Annotated in this window: 22 protein-coding genes and 1 other RNA gene; 12 read left to right on the forward strand and 11 right to left on the reverse strand. The window is 52.0% G+C overall.

All coding sequences use genetic code 11. From position 1 onward, the window contains the following. Positions 1–3 precede the first annotated feature (3 nt). The 9 genes from ACJHVI_RS10065 to gcvH all read right to left on the reverse strand — a co-directional run bounded on the left by ACJHVI_RS10065 (position 4) and on the right by gcvH (position 9,063). Positions 4–645 (reverse strand): riboflavin synthase, encoded by a 642-nt coding sequence (locus tag ACJHVI_RS10065; protein WP_483184601.1) that lies wholly within the window; start codon positions 643–645, stop codon positions 4–6. A 4-nt stretch (positions 646–649) separates the two neighbouring features. Next, positions 650–1,780, reverse strand: a complete 1,131-nt coding sequence (gene ribD / locus ACJHVI_RS10070; protein WP_483184602.1) for a bifunctional diaminohydroxyphosphoribosylaminopyrimidine deaminase/5-amino-6-(5-phosphoribosylamino)uracil reductase RibD — start codon at positions 1,778–1,780, stop codon at positions 650–652. Beyond that, complete coding sequence (nrdR, locus tag ACJHVI_RS10075) at positions 1,761–2,219, reverse strand: transcriptional regulator NrdR (protein ID WP_483184603.1); 459 nt, start codon at positions 2,217–2,219, stop codon at positions 1,761–1,763. The genes ribD and nrdR overlap by 20 nt, the downstream gene beginning before the upstream one ends. Before the next feature lie 9 nt (positions 2,220–2,228). After that, positions 2,229–3,482 carry a serine hydroxymethyltransferase gene (glyA, locus tag ACJHVI_RS10080; RefSeq protein WP_483184604.1) on the reverse strand — a complete coding sequence of 418 codons (1,254 nt, stop codon included), beginning with the start codon at positions 3,480–3,482 and terminating at the stop codon, positions 2,229–2,231. A 66-nt stretch (positions 3,483–3,548) separates the two neighbouring features. Next, complete coding sequence (locus ACJHVI_RS10085) at positions 3,549–4,424, reverse strand: DMT family transporter (protein WP_483184605.1); 876 nt, start codon at positions 4,422–4,424, stop codon at positions 3,549–3,551. Next, positions 4,421–4,873 carry a ribonuclease HI gene (rnhA, locus tag ACJHVI_RS10090; RefSeq protein WP_483184606.1) on the reverse strand — a complete coding sequence of 151 codons (453 nt, stop codon included), beginning with the start codon at positions 4,871–4,873 and terminating at the stop codon, positions 4,421–4,423. The genes ACJHVI_RS10085 and rnhA overlap by 4 nt, the downstream gene beginning before the upstream one ends. Beyond that, on the reverse strand, positions 4,870–5,721 hold the full coding sequence (gene asd, locus ACJHVI_RS10095) for an archaetidylserine decarboxylase (protein WP_483184607.1): 852 nt from the start codon (positions 5,719–5,721) through the stop codon (positions 4,870–4,872). The genes rnhA and asd overlap by 4 nt, the downstream gene beginning before the upstream one ends. 126 nt (positions 5,722–5,847) lie before the next feature. Next, the gene (gene gcvP / locus ACJHVI_RS10100) at positions 5,848–8,697 is read right to left on the reverse strand and encodes an aminomethyl-transferring glycine dehydrogenase (RefSeq protein WP_483184608.1); all 2,850 of its coding nucleotides are present in this window, start codon (positions 8,695–8,697) and stop codon (positions 5,848–5,850) included. 3 nt (positions 8,698–8,700) lie between these two features. Beyond that, positions 8,701–9,063 carry a glycine cleavage system protein GcvH gene (gene gcvH, locus ACJHVI_RS10105; RefSeq protein WP_483184609.1) on the reverse strand — a complete coding sequence of 121 codons (363 nt, stop codon included), beginning with the start codon at positions 9,061–9,063 and terminating at the stop codon, positions 8,701–8,703. A gap of 143 nt (positions 9,064–9,206) precedes the next feature. Between gcvH and ACJHVI_RS10110 the strand changes: the two genes are divergently transcribed. The 4 genes from ACJHVI_RS10110 (at position 9,207) to ACJHVI_RS10125 (ending at position 13,003) form a co-directional block, all read left to right on the forward strand. Beyond that, on the forward strand, positions 9,207–9,743 hold the full coding sequence (locus ACJHVI_RS10110) for an adenylate kinase (protein ID WP_483184610.1): 537 nt from the start codon (positions 9,207–9,209) through the stop codon (positions 9,741–9,743). 9 nt (positions 9,744–9,752) lie between these two features. Beyond that, complete coding sequence (gene aroC / locus ACJHVI_RS10115) at positions 9,753–10,817, forward strand: chorismate synthase (RefSeq protein ID WP_483184611.1); 1,065 nt, start codon at positions 9,753–9,755, stop codon at positions 10,815–10,817. 13 nt (positions 10,818–10,830) lie between these two features. Then, complete coding sequence (locus ACJHVI_RS10120) at positions 10,831–12,261, forward strand: GNAT family N-acetyltransferase (RefSeq protein ID WP_483184612.1); 1,431 nt, start codon at positions 10,831–10,833, stop codon at positions 12,259–12,261. A 166-nt stretch (positions 12,262–12,427) separates the two neighbouring features. Further along, entirely contained in the window at positions 12,428–13,003 is a 576-nt protein-coding gene (locus ACJHVI_RS10125; RefSeq protein WP_483184613.1) for a DUF1287 domain-containing protein, read from the forward strand. A 148-nt stretch (positions 13,004–13,151) separates the two neighbouring features. On the opposite strand, the gene ACJHVI_RS10130 is transcribed toward ACJHVI_RS10125, so the two are convergent. Both ACJHVI_RS10130 and dapE read right to left on the reverse strand, forming a co-directional pair. Further along, entirely contained in the window at positions 13,152–13,484 is a 333-nt protein-coding gene (locus ACJHVI_RS10130) for a GlpM family protein (protein WP_483184614.1), read from the reverse strand. Next, positions 13,485–14,630 carry a succinyl-diaminopimelate desuccinylase gene (dapE, locus tag ACJHVI_RS10135; RefSeq protein ID WP_483184615.1) on the reverse strand — a complete coding sequence of 382 codons (1,146 nt, stop codon included), beginning with the start codon at positions 14,628–14,630 and terminating at the stop codon, positions 13,485–13,487. A gap of 148 nt (positions 14,631–14,778) precedes the next feature. Here dapE and ACJHVI_RS10140 point away from each other — a divergent pair, with 148 nt between their 5' ends. From ACJHVI_RS10140 to dnaX, 8 genes are all read left to right on the forward strand, one after another. Next, the gene (locus ACJHVI_RS10140; RefSeq protein WP_483184616.1) at positions 14,779–15,555 is read left to right on the forward strand and encodes an ABC transporter ATP-binding protein; all 777 of its coding nucleotides are present in this window, start codon (positions 14,779–14,781) and stop codon (positions 15,553–15,555) included. An 8-nt stretch (positions 15,556–15,563) separates the two neighbouring features. Then, positions 15,564–16,322, forward strand: a complete 759-nt coding sequence (locus ACJHVI_RS10145; protein WP_483184617.1) for a transporter substrate-binding domain-containing protein — start codon at positions 15,564–15,566, stop codon at positions 16,320–16,322. Continuing rightward, positions 16,322–17,059 (forward strand): ABC transporter permease, encoded by a 738-nt coding sequence (locus tag ACJHVI_RS10150; RefSeq protein WP_483184618.1) that lies wholly within the window; start codon positions 16,322–16,324, stop codon positions 17,057–17,059. Before ACJHVI_RS10145 ends, ACJHVI_RS10150 begins: the two co-directional genes overlap by 1 nt. Further along, entirely contained in the window at positions 17,059–17,799 is a 741-nt protein-coding gene (locus ACJHVI_RS10155; protein WP_483184619.1) for an ABC transporter permease, read from the forward strand. The genes ACJHVI_RS10150 and ACJHVI_RS10155 overlap by 1 nt, the downstream gene beginning before the upstream one ends. Next, a complete protein-coding gene (locus ACJHVI_RS10160; protein ID WP_483184620.1) occupies positions 17,796–18,566 on the forward strand; it encodes a transporter substrate-binding domain-containing protein in 771 nt (256 codons plus the stop codon). Before ACJHVI_RS10155 ends, ACJHVI_RS10160 begins: the two co-directional genes overlap by 4 nt. A 196-nt stretch (positions 18,567–18,762) precedes the next feature. Next, positions 18,763–19,812 (forward strand): acyltransferase family protein, encoded by a 1,050-nt coding sequence (locus ACJHVI_RS10165; protein ID WP_483184621.1) that lies wholly within the window; start codon positions 18,763–18,765, stop codon positions 19,810–19,812. A gap of 194 nt (positions 19,813–20,006) precedes the next feature. Continuing rightward, positions 20,007–20,103, forward strand: an RNA gene (gene ffs, locus ACJHVI_RS10170) — signal recognition particle sRNA small type. Between the two features lie 27 nt (positions 20,104–20,130). After that, positions 20,131–21,909, forward strand: coding sequence for a DNA polymerase III subunit gamma/tau (gene dnaX / locus ACJHVI_RS10175; protein ID WP_483184623.1), 1,779 nt, complete (start codon positions 20,131–20,133; stop codon positions 21,907–21,909). Positions 21,910–21,917 lie beyond the last annotated feature (8 nt).

Below are 21,917 nucleotides of genomic sequence, written 5' to 3' on the forward strand. Positions count from 1 at the left end.
TGTTTAAAAGCCGAAGGCGCGTAATTTCGCTTCCGTCAAACCTTCGCCTTCGCTTTGCTGACTGAGTAGGCGTTCCAAATAGCGCGCGAGCAAGTCCACTTCCAAATTCACTTCCCGCCCGACGGCATATCTGCCTAAGCTGGTGCACTGCATGGTGTGCGGTACGATATTGACGTGGAACAGATGGTCTTGCACTTCATTGACGGTCAAGCTGATGCCGTCAATGCAAATCGAGCCTTTTTTGGCGATATAGCGCGCCAGTTCGCGCGGCGCGGCAAAAATCAGACGTTCGCTGCGTCCGTCGGGAAAGCGGTCGCATAAGGTGCCGATGCCGTCCACATGTCCGCTGACCAAATGTCCGCCCAAAGGGGTGGATAAGGTCAGGGCACGTTCCAAATTCACGGTTTCGCCGACGCTTAATTGTCCTAATGTGGTTAAGGCTAGGGTTTCTGCCGACACATCGGCGCGGAAGAAATCTTTGCCCAATTCTACTGCGGTCAGGCAGACGCCGTTAACGGCGATGCTGTCGCCCAATTGCGAAGTGCTGAAATCGAAGTGCTCGGAGGCGATGAGCAGACTTTGGTCTTCGCCGTGTTGCTCGCGTTGGCGCAATTGCCCTGTGTTTTCAATGATGCCTGTAAACATGGTCTTAATCCTGTGTGGCGCGGCGCAGCGTGAAATGCCAGTCTTCGCCCAGCATGCGGCTGCCGCAAATGCGATAGGCTATTTTAGCAGATAAGTGCGGCAAAGGCGCGGTCAGGAGTAGGGGGCGGGCGTCCGCGCCGAGAAATACGGGGGCGAGATAGAGCTGCACTTCGTCCGCCAGTCCTTCATCAAGCATGGCGCCGCCCAAAGCTGCGCCGGCTTCTGCGAAAACATAATTGATTTGCCGCCTGCCTAATGTTTCCAATAAGGCGCGTAAAGGTACTTTGCCTTGCGGATTGGGTGCAAAGCGCAGAATTTCCGCCTGCGCGGCAAGTTCGGGACGTGTGGGCGCTGTTTCCAGCGTGGCGATAATGACGGGACTTGCTTCGGCAAACAGCGCGGCATCGACAGGTATGTGCAGACGGCTGTCGATAATGACGCGTATCGGCTGCTGCTGTGCGCGTGCGGTCGGATAACGCGCGTTCAAACGCGCATTGTCTGCTATGACGCTGCCGCTGCCGGCAAGAATCGCGTCGGCGGCAAGGCGTTGTTCATGCACGTCTTCGCGCGCGGCAGCGCCGGTAATCCATTGGCTTTCGCCGTTAGCCAGCGCCGTGCGTCCGTCCATAGAGGCGGCGAGTTTGAGGCTGACAAAAGGCAGCCCTGTCCGCATGCGATGAAAAAAAGCGCGATTCAAATCTAAGGCTTCCTGCTCGCAAACGCCGACGGTGCAGGCAATGCCTGCCGCCTGTAATTTGGCGATACCTTTGCCGGCGACTTGCGGATTCGGGTCGCGGCAGGCGATGATGACTTCGGCAATACCGGCGGCAATCAAAGCGTCTGCGCAGGGCGGGGTGCGTCCGAAATGGGCGCAGGGCTCAAGGCTGACATAGGCGACGGCGCCGCGTGCCTGCGCACCTGCCATGTGTAGGGCATGTACTTCGGCATGCGGGGTGCCGGCGGCTTGATGAAAACCTGCGCCAATTAAGGCGCCGTTTTTAACAATGACACAACCCACGCGCGGATTGGGCGCGGCGGAATATTTGCCTTGCGCGGCAAGATGCAGGGCATGACGCATCCAATATTCATGCGGGGGCAGGGAGGCGTCGCCGGATTTAGGATTTATTGAGTTCATCAATGGTTTGTTGGAAAGCGGCGATGTCGGCAAAGCTCAAATACACGGAGGCAAAGCGGATATAGGCGACATGGTCGAGGGTTTTCAAGCCTTCCATGACCCATTGCCCGATTTGCTCGGAAGAGATTTCGCGTTCGCCGCTGCTGCGCATTTGCTGCTCGATGTGATGAATCAGGGCGCTGATTTGTTCGGCGCTGACGGGTCGTTTTTCACAGGCGCGCAGCAATCCGCGCCGCAGTTTGTCCGCCGAATAGCTTTCGCGGTCGCCGTTTTGTTTGATGACGGTGGGAATGTGAATTTCCGCCACTTCATAAGTGGTAAAACGTGCCAGACAATCGGAATTGAGGCACTCGCGGCGGCGGCGGATTTTTTCGCCTTCCGCCACCAGACGCGAGTCCACGACTTTGGTTTCAGGATGATTGCAAATAGGACAATGCAAGGCGCAACCTTATGCGTAAACAGGGAATTGTGCGCAGAGTTCGCCGACTTTATGCCGCACTTCGGCAATCATTTCCTCATTGTCGATATCGTCTAAAATATCGCAAATCCATGTGGCGACTTTTTTTGCTTCCGCGACGCCGAAACCGCGCGTGGTAATGGCGGGCGTGCCGATGCGGATGCCGCTGGTTACAAAAGGCGATTGCGGGTCATTGGGCACGGAATTTTTATTGACGGTAATATGCGCACGGCTTAAGGCGGCGTCGGCGGCTTTGCCTGTCAGTCCTTTGCTAATCAGGCTAATCAGCATGAGATGGTTTTTGGTGCCGCCCGAAACCACGTCATAGCCGCGGCTGTTAAAGACTTTTGCCATCGCTTTGGCATTTTCCAATACTGCTTCTTGGTAGGTTTGGAAAGAAGGGTCGAGGGCTTCAAGGAAGGAAACGGCTTTTGCCGCAATCACATGCATCAAAGGCCCGCCTTGAATGCCGGGGAAAATGGCGGAGTTGAGTTTTTTCTCAATCTCTTCGTTGGCGCGTGCCAAAATCAGTCCGCCACGCGGTCCGCGCAGGGTTTTGTGCGTAGTGGTGGTCACCACATCGGCAAAAGGAATCGGATTGGGATATAAGCCGGCGGCGACCAAACCCGCCACATGCGCCATATCGACTAATAAATAGGCGCCGACCGAATCGGCAATGGCGCGGAAACGTTCAAAATCCAAAACTTGCGAGTAGGCGGAGAAGCCGGCAATAATCATTTTGGGGCGGTGTTCTTCGGCAAGTTTTTGTACATTGTCGTAGTCAATCAGCCCGGTTTCGGGGTCAAGACCATAGCCGACGGCGTTATAACTGCGTCCGGAGAAATTGACTTTCGCGCCGTGGGTCAGATGTCCGCCGTGTGCCAGATCCATGCCTAAGACGGTATCGCCCGGTTCTAATAAAGCAAGGAAAACCGCGCCGTTGGCTTGCGAGCCCGAATGCGGTTGCACATTGGCATAGTCGGCGGAAAACAGGGTTTTGGCGCGGTCAATCGCCAATTGCTCGACCGTATCCACATGTTCGCAGCCGCCGTAATAGCGTTTGCCGGGGTAGCCTTCGGCATATTTATTCGTTAGATAGCTGCCTTGAGCCTGCATCACGCGCGGGCTGCAATAATTCTCCGAGGCAATCAGCTCGATATGGGCTTCTTGGCGCTTTTCTTCGGCGGCAATCGCCTTGGCAATCTCTTCGTCAAAACTCGCAATGGTCATGTCTTTGCTAAACATTGTCTTACCTGGTGGTTTGAAAAGCGCGTATGGTAAACGCAAGCAGGGGCGGGGGCAAGTGATTTGCTAGGCATTGCGGCGTAAGCTCCCAAGATAAATAGCGATTAGGGTTAGGGCGCAGCCCAGCCATTGCAGGGGTGCGATGGCTTTATTAAGCCAAACCGCGTCAATCATAATGGCGGCGACGGGTTCGCTGAGCAAAATCAGTCCGGTAAGCGCTAAAGAAAGGCGGCGGATGGCGTAGATGACCAATCCCCATGCGCCGCATTGCATCACAATGCCGTAAACGGCGACCCAAAACCAGCTGTTGCCAGTTTGCGGCATAAAGGGCGCATCGGATAAGAGGGCAAAGGGCAGGGCGGTCAGCGCCGCGCTGAGGTTGTAAAAGCACATCAGGGGAATCAGCGCGATGTTTTCATAGTCTTGCACTTTGCGTACACAGCTCATGGCAAGCGCCAATGCCGCGCCGGATAAAATGCCGCTGGCAAAGCCCCATAAGGCACGCTGATTATGGTTGAATTCGGGACTGGCAATCAATGCCACGCCGATAATGGCGAGCAGCAAACTCAGCAGTTGCAGACGGCTGGGGCGTTCTCGAAAAAAACAGAAGCCGATGGCGGTTAGAAAGAAAATTTGCAGGCTGTTCAACAGAGTGGAAATGCCCGGCCCTACCGCATGAATGCTTTCATGCCACAATGCCAAATCAAAGGCGAAGAAAAAGCCGCCTACGGCAATGAATGCCAGCGCATAGGGCTGGCGCGGCAAGGGTAGGCGGCGCAGATAACACAGAGCGGCAAAAACCCAAAAGGCAATGAAAATCCGCCAAAAAGCGATGGCATAGCTGCCCAAAGGCACATGGGCAACAATCAGACTGCCCAAGCCGAAAATGATGCAGCCGATCAGCAGACCGCTGATGGCGGAGAGGTCGTTTGTGTGTTTCATGATGATTGCTTGCGTAATGCTTCGATTGCCTGATTGGCGAGGCTGTCCGCCATTTCATTGCCGGGGTGGCCGCTATGTCCTTTGACCCAGAACCATTGGATGTCATGCTGCTGCACCAAGGCGTCTAAGGCTTGCCATAATTCCGCGTTTTTCACGGGCTGATTATTGGCGGTGCGCCAGTTTTTCGCTTTCCATTTGGGCAGCCAGTCGGTAATGCCGTTTTTAACGTAGTTGCTGTCGGTGGTCAGATGAATGGGGCAGGCGCGTTTTACCGCTTTCAGCGCTTCGATGGCGGCAATCAGCTCCATGCGGTTGTTCGTGGTTTCCCAATCGGCACCTTTGAGGCTTTTTTCATGTTTGCCATAGCGCATATACACGCCCCAGCCACCGATGCCGGGATTGCCTTTGCAGGCGCCGTCGGTATAGATTTCTAAAATGGTACTGCTCATGCGCGTAGCGTGCCGATGGCTTCGCCCATGCGGATTTTATTGCCGTTGCCGAGTTTGGGATTGTTGAAGTCAATCATGTCTTCGCTGCAGCAGAGGATGACGGTCGAGCCGAGGTTGAAGCGTCCGATTTCTTCGCCTTTTTTAAAGGTTTTGGCGGGCGAGTAGCGGTAGTGATTGTCGCCGCTGTCGCGCAGTTCGCCGTGCCAGACGGTTTCAATGCTGCTGACGTTCAGGGCACCGACCATAATCAGCGCCATGGCGCCGAATTCGGTGTCGAAATGACAGACTAGTCTTTCATTGGCGGCAAACAAATTCGGGATGTGTTCGAGTAAATCGATGGCAACGCTGTGTTTGTCGCCGGGGCAGAAGGACATGGCGGTCAGGCGGGCGTCGCAGGGCATGTGGATGCGGTGGTAATCGTCAGGGGCAAGATAGAGGGTAACGCTGCTGCCGCCTTCAAAGGCTTCCGCGTATTTGGCGGAATTGAGCAGGGCGGCGAGGCTGTATTGGCGGGTTTTGGCTTGGTGCAATTGTCCTGCCTCGATGCTGCCGAATACGGCGCAGCGTCCGTCCACAGGGCTGATAAAGGCTTGAGGCTGATTATCTATCGGGCGTTCGCCAGCGGCTAAGGCGCGGGTGAAAAAGTCATTAAGGCTGCGGTAGCGGTAGGGATTTTTTTCTGCGGCAAAGGCAGTGTCGGCGCCGGTGATTTTCTGATATGTCCAGATGATGGCGTTTTTCAGCGGCGGCGTTTCGATGCGGGCGAGATGATAGAAGGCTTTGGTCAGCAAAGCGCGCGGAATGAGTTTGTAGAGGGCGAGATTCATGGCGATTATCGGCTTAGTCAAAAAGGCTTGGCATTGTAGCAGCAAGGCAAGAAGCAAGGGTTTTCTATTTGTTTATGCGATTTTGAAATGCCGGCAAAAGAAGCGGCTGAGTAAGGAAAAACAGGGCTTTTCAGCCCTGTTCTCTCATTAGTTGCTGCTGTCGCTGTCTTTCCACGGCGGGCAGGAGCAGAACAGCTGACGGTCGCCATGCGCATTGTCGATACGGTTGACCGGCGCAAAGTATTTTGCCGGATTCATATGCGGCAAGGGGAAGATCGCCGTTTTGCGGTCATAGGGATGCGTCCAGTCCTCAACTAAATCCGCCAAGGTATGGGGCGCATTTTTCAGCGGATTGTCGTCCTGCGGTAAAACGCCGTTTTCAATCTGGCGGATTTCTTCGCGAATGGCGAGCATGGCGTCGCAGAAGCGGTCGAGCTCGGCTTTGCTTTCGCTTTCCGTCGGCTCGATCATCAGCGTGCCGGGCACGGGGAAGCTCATGGTCGGCGCGTGGAAACCATAATCAATCAGGCGCTTGGCGATATCGTCCACTTGAATGCCCGCGCTGTCTTTAAAGCCGCGCATATCCAAGATGCATTCGTGCGCTACATAGCCTTTGGCATCGGTATAGAGCACAGGATAGGCTTCGCCCAAGCGTTTGGCGATGTAGTTGGCATTAATCATCGCGGAAGCGGTGGCGGCGGTCAGACCGATGCTGCCCATCATGCGGATATACATCCACGGAATCAGCGTGATTAAGGCACTGCCGTAAGGCGCGGCACTGACGGCTAAGCCGCCTTGTCCGGTGGCAATTACACTGTGGCTGGGCAAGAAAGGTTTGAGATGCGCTTTAACCGCCACTGGCCCGACGCCGGGTCCGCCGCCGCCATGCGGTATGGCAAAGGTTTTGTGCAGATTGAGATGCGATACGTCGGCGCCGTATAAGCCCGGTGCAGCAAGCCCGACCTGCGCATTGAAGTTTGCGCCGTCCAAATAGACTTGTGCGCCCACGGCATGAACCAGTTCGCAGATTTCGCCGATATGTGCTTCAAATACGCCGTGCGTTGAAGGGTAGGTAATCATGATGCAGGCGGTATTGCTGCCGTGTTCATCAAGTTTGGCGCGCAAATCGTCGATATCCACATCGCCGTTGTCGCGGCATTTGACCACTACCACTTCCAAGCCGGCAAGATGGGCGGAGGCGGGGTTGGTGCCGTGCGCGGAAGCGGGAATGAGGCAGATATTGCGTTCTTCGCCGCGGCTGCTGTGGTATTCGCGGATGGCGAGCAGTCCTGCGTATTCGCCCTGCGCCCCCGAATTGGGTTGCAGGGAAACCGCATCATAGCCAGTGATTTCCGCCAACCATGCTTCCAATTCTTGGAAAATCTGATGATAGCCGGCGGCCTGCTCTTTGGGCGCGAAGGGGTGGATGTCGCTGAATTCCGACCATGTGATCGGTATCATTTCGCTGGCGGCATTGAGCTTCATGGTGCAGGAACCGAGCGGAATCATGCTGCGGTCAAGTGCCAAATCGTAATCGGCGAGGCGGCGCAGATAGCGCATCATCTCGGTTTCGCTGTGATAGCGGTTAAAGACGGGATGCGTGAGGTAGGCGCTCTTGCGGCGTAAGGCAGCGGGCAATACCGAGGAGTTGGCATCGGGTAATGCAGCAATTTCTACGCCTGAAAAACATTCGATAACGGTAACGGCTTCCGCTTCATTGCTGCATTCATCGATGCTCAAGCCGACTTCGGTCGGGCTGTGGCGGCGGAAGTTGATGCCGGCGTTCAGTCCGCGTTGCATGACGACGTCGGCGGCTTCAATGCTGTCGAAATCGTAAATCAGGGTGCGGAAATAGTGCCGATGGCGGTTTTTCAGCCCTTGCTGTTCGAGCGCCGTTGCAATTTGATTGGTCAGTTTATGCACATGTTCTGCAATTTGCTTGAGCTTTTCCGCGCCGTGATACACTGCATAGCTGGAAGCCATAACTGCCAGCAGGGCTTGCGCGGTGCAAATATTGCTGGTGGCTTTTTCGCGGCGGATGTGTTGTTCGCGGGTTTGCAATGCCAAGCGGTAGGAGGCTTTGCCGCGGCTGTCCACGGATACGCCGACCAAACGTCCCGGCATTTGGCGTTTGAGCGCATCGCGCACCGCCATAAAGGCGGCATGAGGACCCCCGTAGCCTAGGGGGACACCGAATTGCTGCGCGCTGCCGATGACGATATCCGCACCCATTTCGCCGGGCGGATTGATGAGAGTGAGCGAGAGCAGATCGCAGGCGACGGAGAGCGTGGCGCCGCGGCTGTGCAAATTGTCGGCAAGTTCGCTGATTTCTTCTTTAGTGGCAACGTGTCCTTGCGTGCAGGGATATTGCAGCAGCACGCCGAAGCAGTCATCGATTTCTTTTGCCAGCTCGTAGCAATCGGCGACGATAATATCGATGTCTTGATAGCGTGCGCGCGTCAGCAGTACGTCGATGGTCTGCGGATGTACGCCGTGGTCAATCACGAAGGTTTTGCTTGTGCCTTTGTAGTGGCGCTTGGCAAGGGTCATGGCTTCTGCGGCGGCGGTTGCCTCGTCAAGCAAAGAGGCGTTGGCAATATCCATTGCCGTCAAATCGCAGATCATGGTTTGGAAATTAAGCATGGCTTCCAAACGACCTTGAGAAATTTCCGGTTGATAGGGCGTATAAGCGGTGTACCAAGCGGGATTTTCCAAGACATTACGCAAAATCACCGAAGGCGTGCGCGTGGCATAATACCCTTGTCCGATTAAAGAGCGCAAACGTTTGTTTTGCTGAGCAATGGCGCGTATTTCCGCCAGTGCCTGCGATTCGGTGAGCGCATCGGGCAGGTTCATGCCTTTGCGGCGAATATTCGGCGGCACAATGCTTTGCGTGAACTGCGCAACGCTGTCAAAACCGATATAGTGCAATAATTCCTTGATTTCCGCATGGCGGGCGCCGATATGGCGCTCGGCAAATCGTTCTTTGGCAGTCATGGATTACCCCAAAAAGGCTTGGTAGGCGGCAGCGTCCATCAGGGATTCGATTTCGGCGGGATTGCTGAGCTTGATTTTAAAAATCCAGCCTTCGCCTTCCGCCGCCGAATTGACCAAACTGGGCTGATTGACCAAGGCTTCATTGATTTCAAGCACTTCTCCGGAAGCAGGGGCATTGACCTCGCCGGCGGCTTTGACCGATTCCACCACCGCCGCTTCTGCGCCGGCGCTGACTTGTGCACCGATACTGGGCAAGTCCACAAAAACAATATCGCCTAAGGCATCTTGGGCATGCTCTGAAATGCCAATGGTCGCCATTTCGCCGTCAATGCTAATCCATTCATGGTCTTGGGTGTAATATTTCATCTTGCTTTCTCTCTACATATGTTACAAGAGCCTTATCTTAACATGAAGTTTAGTTAAAGAATCAAGTCTTGATGCAGGCACAGCGCGACAATATTTTTCATGCTACAATCCGCGGCTTAATTTGTTTGCATAGTGAGGCGGATATGAACATTATTTTCTTAGGCGCACCGGGTTCCGGCAAAGGCACGCAATCCGAACAATTGATTGCCAAGCACGGCTTGCAGCATCTTTCCACCGGCGACATGCTGCGCGCCGAAATCGCCGCAGGCTCGGAATTGGGCTTGGCGGCAAAGCAAATCATGGACGCAGGCGAACTGGTTTCCGATGACATCGTCATCGGCATGATTGCCAAACGCCTAAACGACAAAGGTGCACTCTTTGACGGCTTCCCGCGTACCTTGGCGCAGGCGCAGGCTTTGGACAAACTCTTGGCCGATAACGGACAGGCGATTGATTATGCCGTATTTTTAGACGTGGATAATGAAGAAATCGTGCAAAGAATGCTGGCGCGCGGACGTGCGGACGACAATGAAGCCACCATCCGCAACCGCTTAAGCGTGTTTGAGCAGCAAACCAAACCTTTGATTGATTTTTACCGCGCGCAAGGCAAATTGCGCGAGATTCACGGCAAGGGCAGCGTAGAAGAAATCGCTGCACGGATTGAGCAAGCCATTCTGTAAGGAAGCAATATGAGCGGCAATAGCATCGGTCAGAATTTTGTGCTGACGACCTTCGGCGAAAGTCACGGCGTGGCGATTGGCGGCGTGATTGACGGCGCGCCTGCCGGTATCGATTTGGATATTGCCGCCATTCAGGCGGATTTGGACCGCCGCAAACCCGGCACCAGCCGCCATGTAACGCCGCGCAAAGAAAGCGACAGTGTGCAAATTCTCTCCGGCATCTTTGAAGGCAAAACCACCGGCACACCAATTGGTTTTGTGATTTTCAATGAAGACCAACGCAGCCAAGACTACAGCGCGATTGCGGAAAAATTCCGCCCCGGACATGCCGATTACAGCTATTGGCAGAAATACGGCATCCGCGATTATCGCGGCGGCGGGCGCTCTTCGGCACGCGAAACGGCGAGCCGTGTGGTCGGCGGCGCGGTTGCCAAAGCGGTGTTGCAGCATCTCTGCGGCACGCAAATCCGCGCCTATGTCTCGCAAATCGGCGAGCATAAATTGGAATTTGTCGATTGGGTGCATGTGGGCAGCAATCCTTTCAATTGCCCGAATACGCATCAAATCGAAATGCTGGACCGCTATTTATACGACATCCGCAAAGACGGCGACAGCATCGGTGCGGAAATCACTCTTGTCATCGAGCATGTGCCATTAGGCTTGGGCGAACCGGTCTTTGACCGCTTGGACGCGGATTTGGCGCATGCCTTGATGAGCATTAATGCGGTGAAAGGCGTGGCGGTCGGCGACGGTTTTGACTGCATCACGCAGCGCGGCAGCGAATTTCGCGACGAACGCGCGGCGGAACAAGGCTTTTTAAGCAATCATGCCGGCGGTATCTTGGGCGGTATCTCGACAGGGCAAAGCATCATGCTGCGCGCCGCCTTCAAACCGACCAGCTCCATTCTCGTTGCCGGTAAAACCACCGACATTCACAATCAAGACACGGAAGTGGTAACCAAAGGACGGCATGACCCCTGCGTGGGGCTGCGCGCCTGTCCGATTGTGGAAGCGATGGCGGCATTGGTGCTTTGCGATCATTTTATCCGCCAACGCGGACAGAATAATCGCTAGCCCATTGTGCGCTATGCGGCAATTGCATCTTATCGAAGCGGCGGATTTACCGCCGCTCGGCGTTTTTGGACGCGATATTGCGCTTAAGGATTACCGCCGCTATCTCGGCACCACGCAAGGCGATGTGTTTTACGATGCCGGCAAAGGCTTATTTCCTAATGCCTTTGCCGCTCTAGCGGGGGCGATTGGCGCAGGGCATCATCTCTATCTGCATCTGCCGGCGCATTACCCCGACGGCGACCCCGACCACAGGCGATGGCTGGCGCATGGCGAAGCAATTGAGACTTGCGCCGATTGTTTTCATCAGCGTTTGCGGCGTTTGGCGGCACAGCAAAATACCGCATCTGCGCCGCCGCTCGCGCAACATCAAGCGATTGCACGCTTTAGCTATGCGCAGCCGCAAATTATTCTCGGCAAACGCGGCAGCGGCAAAAGCCATTTTTTAGCTCAGAAAATCAATGCCCTTGCCGACGCAGAGATTGCGCCGCTGTTGCTTGTGAGCCCGTTTGCACAGAATCGCCAAACCATTGCTGCGCATACGCAAGTCCCCTTGCTTTGCCTGCCGCCGGATGAAGCCTTGCGCCGTCTGCCTGCTGCGCAAGCCCTGATTGTCGATGAGGCGGCGGCACTCGCGCCGGCTCAATTGATTGCCCTGTGTCGGCATTATCCTGCCTTTACCCTCGCTAGCACCAGCGACGGCTATGAAGGCAGTGCGCAGCATTTTTGCTTAAATACATTGCCGGCACTCGGCATCAGGCAAGAACAGATTGTGCATTTGCAGGGTAATTATCGTTATCACAGCGGCGACACTTTGGAATGCCTGATGGATAGACTTTTCCTGTTTCCCGCAGGGCAGGCGACAGCGCTGCAATCGCATGAGGCGACAGAGATTATTGCGCTGCAAGCCCAAGACTTAGCCGCCGATGAACAGCTATTGCGCAGCTATTGGTCTTTACTGAATCAGGCGCATTACCGCAGTCGACCGGAAGACTTAAAGCGTTTGCTGGATATGCCGGATCAAGCCTTATTTATGGCGGCAAATGCGCAGGGCGAATGCTTAGGCGTGCTGCAAATCGCTTTGGAAACGCCGCTGGATACGGCATTGGCTCAAGCTGTGATTGCCGGCGAACGCCGACCGCGCGGACGCTTGCTGATGCAGCAATTATTGCAGCGCAGCGGCGAGCTGCATTGGGCGCAACAGCGTTTTGCACGCGTACAAAGAATTGCCGTGCATCCCGATTGCCGCCGCCGCCAAATTGCCAGCCGCCTGCTGAATGATGCGCATCGGCAGCTTGCCGATTGGCAATTCGGCTGCGTTTATGGCGCCAGCCCGAGCCTCGAAGCATTTTGGGAAAATAATGCCTACCGCCTATGCTATCAAGCGCAACATATTCGCAGCCGCCATCAAGGCGCAAGCCATATCCGCCTTCATCAACAGGCTTGAACATTCTGTTTTCAGGAAAGATAATGCTATAGTCGGAGAAGTGGAAAAGTAGTACAAGGCGGTGAGCCGCAGACAGTACAGATAGTACGGCAGGCGAGCCAACGTCGTAATACTTTTTTAATTCTTCGGCTATATAGAGACTATATGTTTTGAACAATGAGAGGAAATGATGAGAAACATCTTATTACTGCTGCTTTTGCTATCCAGCCGTCAAAATTGGGCGCAAATCTGGCAGGGCGAAGCTTTGGTGCAGGCGGCAAGGGCGCAAATCGGCATAACCACCGGCTATGACGGCAGCTATCAAACACTTGCCTATCCTATGGGCGATGTTGCCGAGCATACCGGCGTCTGTACCGATGTGCTGATTCGCGCCTTGCGTCGGCAAGCAATTGATTTGCAGGTGTTAGTGCATGAGGATATGCGCAAACATTTTGCCCAATATCCTAAAATATGGGGACTGAAGCGCCCTGACCGCAATATCGACCATCGCCGCGTGCCGAATCTGCAAACCTATTTGCGCCGTCATGCGCAAAGTCTGGAGATTTCTTCGGAGGCGGCGGATTATCAGGCAGGCGATATCGTAACTTGGCGGCTGCCGAATCATTTGCCGCATATCGGCATCGTTTCAGAGCGCAGAGCCGCCGACGGCACGCCTTTGATTATTCATAATATCGCTAACGGTACGCAAGAAGAGAATATCCTCTTCCAATTTGATATCACAGGACATTATCGTTCTAAATAAAGGCAGATATTTTTGTATATGGGCGGTAATTGCGCGGCTAAGCGTTAATGCCGCTTATTGATGACTATGTATAGTCGGAGAAGTGGAAATGCGTACAAGGCGAGCCAAGATCGTAATACTTTTTCAATTCTTCGACTATAAATAGGGATTAGAACACTTTCTGCCAAATAAAGATTAGCAGCATCGCCAAGCCGGTCCACAGTAGCAGCCCCAATCCCAAGCTCTTCCATAAGCCCAAGCGGTCAACGCTGAAATATACCGTCAGCAAATAGCCTAAATAAGGCAGCAGGGCGAAGATGGAAAATAATACGGCTTGCTTAAATTCCGCCGGCGCTCGGCTATTGCCCAAGATGTAATGGCTGATTAAGGCAAAAGTAGGGAATAAGGGCACCAACGCTGCCAGATAATAATGGCGGCTTTGTGCCAGCAATTGAATGATGATGACGCTGATAGCGCCGATGGCGGCTTTAATCCAAAGCATTTATGCCACCCACAGATGCCGCACGCAGTCACGGTACACCGCTGCCATCGGCGCTAAATCCGCCAGCAGCACATGCTCGTCAATTTGATGAATGCTGGCATTGAGCGTGCCGAATTCTACTGTATCCGCGCCGTATTGCGCCATAAAGCGGGCATCGGAGGTGCCGCCGGCGGTGTTAAAGACGATGTCGCGTCCGCAATGTTCCCGCACGGCTTTGCTCAGGGCTTGGAGGAGTTTTTGATTGGCGGTGGAAAAGGGTAGTCCGGAGAGTTTCCAGTCAAATGTTGCGCTCAGTTGTTTTTCCGCGCAGATGCGGCGGACCAATGTTTCCACGCGCGTTTTGATGCCGTCTTCCGTTTGCTCGGTATTAAAGCGCCAATTGAGCAGCGCGGTGGCGGTTTGCGGAACGACGTTTTCCGCGCCGGTACCGGCAATCAGATTGCTGAATTGGCAGGAGGTAGGCGGAAAATGCGCATTGCCTGCGTCCCATTCGATGGCGGCGATTTCCGCAATGATGTGTCCTAAGCCGTGGATGGGATTGCAAATGTTTTCGGGGTAGGCGACATGACCTTGTTTGCCGCTAATCTGCAATTTGAGATTGAGCGATCCGCGCCGTCCGTTGCGGGCAAAATCGCCGAGCGCGTCTTTGGCGGTCGGTTCGCCGACAATCGCATAATCTATGTGTATGCCTTCGGCTTGCAATAGGGGGAGCACGGCTTGGATACCGTGCGTTGCGGCGGCTTCTTCGTCGCTGGTCAGCAGCAGAGACAGCGTGCCTTGATGCTGCGGATGGCTTTGAATCAATTCGCGGTAGGCAAAGCTCATGGCGGCAACGCCCGCTTTCATATCCGCGCTGCCGCGTCCGTATAATTTGCCCTCGCGTATGCTGGGGGTAAACGGCGGACTGCTCCAGTCGCTTTCACTGCCTGCCGGTACGACATCCGTGTGTCCCACAAAGCAGATATGCGGTGCGCCTTGTCCGTGCGCGATGAATAAATTGTCCGTGTCTTCAATGCGGATGAGGCGGATGCGGGCGGGCGTGTCGCGTAAAAAATCGCTGATGAGCGACATGCAGCCGGCATCATTCGGGCTGATCGAAGGGCGGCTGACCAATGCCGCAAGTAAATCTTGAATGGCGGTTTGCATAGCGGTTCTCGGAAAAAAAGCGCAGTATAAGCGATAGAGCGCAGTATAAGCGATAGTGATTGCCAAGATAACATTGTCTGCGTTTTTTGCTTTACAGGCGGCAAGCAGCGTGTACAATAAATCGCTTTCTACGGTCTAGGACATTCCATTGACAGCGATTCCCGCGCTTGAAGCGCGTAATATTCACAAATCTTTCGGCAGCCATGAGGTGCTCAAAGGCATTTCTTTGACCGCGCATAAAGGCGATGTGGTGTCTATTTTAGGTTCTTCGGGTTCGGGCAAAAGCACTTTTCTGCGTTGCCTGAATTTCTTGGAAATGCCTAATAGCGGCGAGATTATTGTCGCCGGTGAAGATATTCAGATTAAGACGGATCGCAAAGGCGAGCGTTTGGCGGTATCGGAAAAACAAATCCAGCGCCTGCGCAGCCGCTTAACGATGGTGTTTCAAAGTTTCAATCTGTGGGCGCATATGACGGTGCTGCAAAATGTGATTGAAGCCCCGATGCTGGTGCTCAAACTCTCGAAAGCAGAAGCCGTTGCCCGTGCCGAAGCCCTCTTGTATAAAGTGGGCTTGTACGAAAGGCGGCATTATTATCCGGCGCAATTATCCGGCGGGCAGCAGCAGCGCGTTGCCATTGCCCGCGCCTTGGCGATGGAGCCTGATGCCCTGCTTTTTGACGAGCCGACTTCCGCGCTCGACCCCGAATTGGTCGGCGATGTGTTGAAGCTCATGCAGGAATTGGCGGCGGAAGGGCGCACGATGATAGTGGTTACGCATGAAATGGGCTTCGCGCGCGAAGTATCGAATCATGTGATGTTCTTGCATCAAGGGCAGATTGAAGAAGAAGGCACGCCTGACAAACTCTTTTATCACAGCGATTCGGAGCGCGTTCGCCAGTTTTTGTCCAACTCATTAAAAGGCTAGAGGTAAATATGAAAAAATTACTGATGACATTCTGCATGGCAGCGGCATTGCCCGTTATGGCAAAACCTTTAATTGTTGCCACCGACGGTGCCTATCCGCCATTTTCGGAAATCGACAGCAACGGCAATATGATCGGCTTTGATATCGATATTGCCAAGGCTTTATGTGCGGAAATGCAGCGTGAATGCGAGTTTAAGCAAATTGACTGGGAAGGGCTGATTCCCGCTTTGAACAATGAGCAAATCGATGCGATTATCGCCTCCATGAATGCCAATGATGAACGACGTCAAGTCATTGAGTTTACAGAGCCTTATTATCACAACCCCGGTATTTTCGTGCGCCTGAAAGGTAGCGACGTCGAAATGACGGAAGCCGGCTTGAAAGGTAAAACCATCGGCGTGTTATCCGCTTCCGTATTTGACAGCTATGCCACCGATCATTTTGCCAAATGGGCGAAAATCGACCGCTATACCACGCAGGACGATGCCAATTTAGATGCCAAAAAAGGCGTGGTAGATGTTTTATTTGCCGATAAAATCGTCTTGCAAGACGGCTTTTTAGATCGCGAAATCGGTACCGGATTTGAGCAGTTCGGCGAGGAAATCAATGAACCCGCCTATTTCGGCGAAGGGATTTCCATCGGCGTGCGCAAAGCAGACGAAGCACTACGCCAATCCTTCAACCAAGCCTTGAAAAATATCCGTGCCAACGGCGAGTATAAAAAAGTCAATGACAAATACTTCAGCTACGATATTTACGGCAAATAATGGATAAAGACTTTTCAGTCCTTTGGCGTTATCAAGACCGTATCCTTGAGGGCGCAAAGATAACGCTTGAGCTTTCCTTGCTCGGGCTTATCTTGGCACTTGTAATCGGTTTGATTGCCTGTTTTGCCAAAATATCGCGCAGACCGTGGCTGAGCATGCCGGCGACGGCCTATACCACCGTATTGCGCGGCATTCCCGATTTGGTGCAATTATTCTTGTTTTTCTATGGTTTGCAGCGCTTATTGCTGATTTTTCGCAAAACCGATATCGCCCGCTTTTTGGGACTGCAAGACCTCGCCTTGAATAATTTTTCCACCGCCGTGATTACCATCGGTTTGATGTTCGGCGCTTATATGGCGGAAACCTTCCGCGGTGCCTATCTGGCAATTCCCAAAGGACAGATTGAAGCGGCAAAAGCTTACGGCTTGTCGCCTTGGCAAATTTTTCGCCGCATCAGTTTTCCGCAAATGCTGCGTTACGCCCTGCCGGGCATTTCCAATAATTGGCTGGTCTTGATGAAAACTACCGCTTTAGTGTCTTTGGTGCAAGTGGATGATTTAACCAAAGTCATCAAAGAAGCGGCGACCAGCAATCCTATGATTAAATCGGATTTTGTACTGCGCCTTGCGATGTATATGATCGGCGCATTGGGCTATCTATTTTTTACGACGATTTCCCTTATGATTGTATTCGCCTTAAAACGACATTTTTCTAAAGGCTTTGCGACGGTGTCTTAATGCGTGATGAAAGTTTTTGGGAATATCTGATTCGTTTTTTCAGCCAATACGGCGGCGATATTTGGAAAGGTACGCTCAATACCCTATGGCTGGTGCCTACCTCTCTATTGATTGGACTGTGTTTGGCAATTCCTTTAGGCATGCTGATGGCATCGCGCCTGCCCTTTGCGTTGCGCCTGCCTGCCTTAAGTTTCAGCTATATCTTTCGCGGCACGCCGATGCTGATTCAGCTTTATTTGATTTATTTCGCATTAGGCTTATGGATTTCGGAAATCACGAATTTATCGCAGTTTATGCAGGATTTATTGCGCAATAAAATGTTTTGGGCGATTTTAACGCTAGCATTAAATACCGCCGCCTATACTTCCGAAATCGTGCGCGGAGCTATCGAAACCGCACCGCTAGGGGAAATCGAAGCGGCAAAATCTTTCGGCATGAGCAAAGCGCAAATCGCCAGACGCATTATCTTGCCAGGTGCCTTGCGCCGTGCCTTGCCGGCTTACAGCAATGAAGTGATTTTCATGCTGCACGGTTCGGCAATCGTCTCAACCATCGCCATTATGGATTTGACGCAGGCGGTGCGCAGTGCCTATGGCAAAACCTACGAACCTTATCTCGCCTTTAGTACGGCAGCCGTTATTTATCTTTTGATTACGCTATGTATTTTTGTGTTATTTAAATTGTTAGAAAAGCGAATTTATCGCCATTTACAACCTATCCAAGAAAGGGGAAGAAAATGAGAAAACTCTTAATTGCTGCTTTAATCGCCGCAACTGCCGTTTTGACACAGGCGCAAACCTTGCGCATCGGCATCGAAGGCGCTTATCCGCCGTTTTCTGCGGTCAATGAAAGCAATGAATTAATCGGCTTTGATGTCGATATCGCCAAAGCCTTATGCAAGGAAATGCAGGCAGAATGCGAGTTGGTGAAAATGGATTGGGACAGTATTATCCCTTCATTACTGAACGAGCGGATTGACTTTGCCGTCGCCTCGATGTCGGCAACCGAAGAACGGAAAAAAACCGTCGATTTCACAGACAAATATTATTCCAATAACGGGCAATTGGCGCTTGCCGCCGCACAAGCGGAAGCCATCACGCAAGAGAATTTAATGGAATATTTGAAAGGCAAAAAAATCGGCGTGCAAACCTCGACCATTCACGACTATTACGCCACCGCGAAATTTGCCCAAGTCGTGTCTTCCATTGAGCGTTACAACACGCAAGACGAAGTGAATTTAGACCTGGTGGCAGGGCGCTTGGATGCCACTTTAGCCGATCAGACCGCATTATCTTCGGGCTTTTTGAAAACAGAAATGGGAAAAGGCTTTGCATTCGCCGAACCTTTGTTTAATGATCCGGAATTTTACGGCGAAGGGGTTTCCATTCCCGTACGCAAAGGCGATGAAGCATTGCGCCGGCGCTTAAATGCGGCGATTAAAGGTATTCGCGACAATGGGGAATATCAGAAAATCAACCGGCAATATTTTGATTTCGATATTTATTAAAAAACTTTTGAAAAAGCTGCCTGTTTAACAGGCAGCTTTTGTTTTTTATTAATGACAAAACCTTCTACTATAGTCAAGGAATTCAAAAAAAGTTACAATTTAAACACATCTCGCCGTACTCTCTGCGCTACCTGTTAGCAGCATTACTGCACCACTTTTTCATTTCTTTGACTATACTTATTATCACGGTCTGGATATGCTGCGTGCCGTGCTGATGATTGTCGGCGTATTTTGGCATACGGTATCGGTGATTTCGCCGCAATTTACTTTTGTTTATTCCAGTATTCATCATAAAAGCTTTGCGATTTTTGCGCTCGTCTATCCGGAGCATATTTTTCGCATGGAAACTTTTTTCCTCGTCTCAGGATTTTTAGCCTGCATGATTCGCAGCCGCAAGGGCAAAAAAGTATTTTTTCAAGCAAGAATTAAGCGCGTTTTGCTGCCTTTATTATTGGGCTGCTTTGGCGTTAATCTGTTATTGCAAATATTCGGCGCTTATTATATGGATTTTGCTTGGAAAAATTTTGATTTATGGCGCATGGTCATGCATGGTTGGTTTTTGATTACGCTTTTTGTTTGTGCTTGTTTGGACATGCTGATTCCTGAAAAAATTTATTTCAGCGCATGGTGGAAACAGTTTCTCATCATGTTGTTAATCGCTACGGCAGTTTATCCTCTCGCGCTGTATTTAAATGGTAAATATTGGCATTTCTTCGGTTCGATTGACGGCAATTTATTTAATTTTTTCATCGTTAATACCTTACAATTTTTTCCTTTTTATTATTGCGGCGCTTTGCTTTATGCGCGGCGCGAGTTCTTGCACCGCATCACTAAGAAACAGATTGCCATATTGCTGATGATTACAATGCTAAGCTTTATCATCGATTATCTGCTGGGGCTTAAACTCATCAAACTGCAAGATTATCTTCCGGCATTAGGCGGCTTTACCTATCGTCTATTGCATGCCTGTTCCTCAGGCGGTGTGGCTTTTCTCTTGTTCTATTATTGCTATCATCTGCAATATCAGAGCGGTACAGTGATTCGCTATCTGATTCAGTCGGCGATTGTGATTTATTTGCTGCATCATCCGATTGTGATTATGATTGCCTGGCTTTTGGATAGTCCGAATTTCTCGGCAGGGCAATATTATGCGGCGATAAGTCTGCTTACTTTATTATTGAGTTTCGCCCTATATGAAATCATCCGCCGCTTTGCTTGGATGCGTTTGGCCTTCGGCTTGAAATAAGCCGACAAATTCGTGAAGTCAAAGGCTGTAAACGGCGCGCTTTCTTCGGCAATTATTTTACGATGATTTATAGTCGGAGAAGTGTAAACTCTTGCAATTCAGGGCAATACACAGAGGGTATTTTATGTGTCTTTCTGAGGGTTGAAACATTGCTTGCATTTTAACAGGCAGTCGCTATAATGCGCTTCTGGTCTACATTGGTACCTCGCAACAATAAGCCGCGAACCCCGCCAGGTCCGGAAGGAAGCAACGGTAGTGGCGATCTTGGGTGCCGAGGAGTGCTGGTGTAGGCCTTTTTCTTTTTTAGCTGACGGTCTTATGCATCAAGTATTAGCCAGAAAGTGGCGCCCGAAAAATTTTCAAGAACTCGTAGGACAGCAGCATGTAACTCAAGGGTTGAGTTACGCCCTTGATCATCAGCATTTTCATCATGCCTATCTATTCACAGGCACACGTGGCGTCGGCAAAACGACCATCGCCAGAATTTTCGCAAAATCAATTAATTGCTTAACTAACGGTATTTCTTCCCATCCCTGCGGAGAATGCGAGCATTGTCGCGAAATCGATGCGGGCAATTTTCCGGACTTAATCGAGGTGGATGCCGCTTCCCGCACGCAGGTCGATAATACACGGCAATTGCTTAACAGTGTGCCGTATATGCCGATTAAAGGGCGGTTCAAAGTGTATTTGATTGATGAAGTGCATATGCTGTCTGACGGCAGTTTTAATGCTTTGCTCAAGACCTTGGAAGAGCCGCCGGAGCATGTGAAATTTATTCTTGCCACGACCGATCCGCAGAAAATTCCTGCTACCGTCATCTCGCGCTGTTTGCAATTTCAGCTTAAAAATATGAGTACGGCGCAGATTGCCGCGCATTTGCAGTATATTTTGGAAAGCCAGCAAACGGCTTTTGAGACGGAAGCCTTGGGCATTCTGGCAGAGGCGGCGCAGGGCAGTATGCGCGATAGCCTGAGTTTATTAGATCAGGCGATTGCTTACGGACAGGGCAGGGTATTGACTCAAGATGTCGCCGCTTTGTTAGGTGCGGTGCCAGCGGTGCGCGTCAGGGCTTTATTTCGTCATTTGGCGGCGGGAAATGCACAGGCATTGCGGCAGGAATATGCGGCTTTGGAAAGCTATGCGCCGGATTACAGCGATTTGCTGCGCCGCATTTTGCAGACCTTGCAATCTTTGACCATCGCACAATTGCAGGCGCAGCGTTTTGCCGAAGAAGTGCATGCCGATATGGTGGATTTGGCGGCGCAATTGCCGCTTGAATTGGTGCAGTTGTGGTATCAAATCGCTACCGATGCTTGGCAGAGTCTGCCTTATCAACCCGATGCTGCGATGGCGGTTGAAATGATGCTCTTGCGCATGCTGGCATTGCAGCCGGTCTTCCCCGAACAAGATTTGGCGCAGGTGCGTCCGATTGATGAGGCGGCATTGCAGCCATCCGCTGTGCCGGATTTGCATCATTTAGCAGAACAATTACAGGAAGCGGCAGAACAGGAACAGAGCGCGCATACTGTTGCGCTGGCTTTGCCCTCTGATGATAGAGAGGCGGTGCCTGCTTCTGAGGATAGCATTTTTCATGAGCCGCAGGAGATGCCGCCTTGGGAAGAAGCAGTAGTATCTCCGGCACAAGCCGCTTCGGATAAAGCGGAGACACCGTCGCGTATCAGCCGAGAATTATTGGAAGCCAGCATCAATGCCCCTGCCGTTTGGCAGCAGGTGGCGCAGGCTTTGCCTTTGGCAAATAGTTTTTTTGTCAAAGAAAATATGTATCCCGTCAGCTATGCACACGGTCATTTGCAGATGGCGGCGGATGAGGCGGGTAAAGTTTGGGCAAGTGCGGCACATTTGCAGCAATTGGCGCAGCAATTAAGCGCCGCTGTAGGGGAAAAAATCCAAGTTTCTCTCGCAGAACAGGCAGAACAGCAAACCGTATTTCAGCATCGGCATGTGCAACTTCAGGCGCAGGAGCTGCAATTACGGGAAGATTTTCTTCAACACCCCGCCGTGCAAGCCTTAGAAAAAGAATTTGATGCACGAATTGATGAGAATTCAATTCGTTTTTTAGACAGTGAATCACATTAGGAGTGAAT

This window comes from Suttonella sp., from assembly GCF_056855035.1.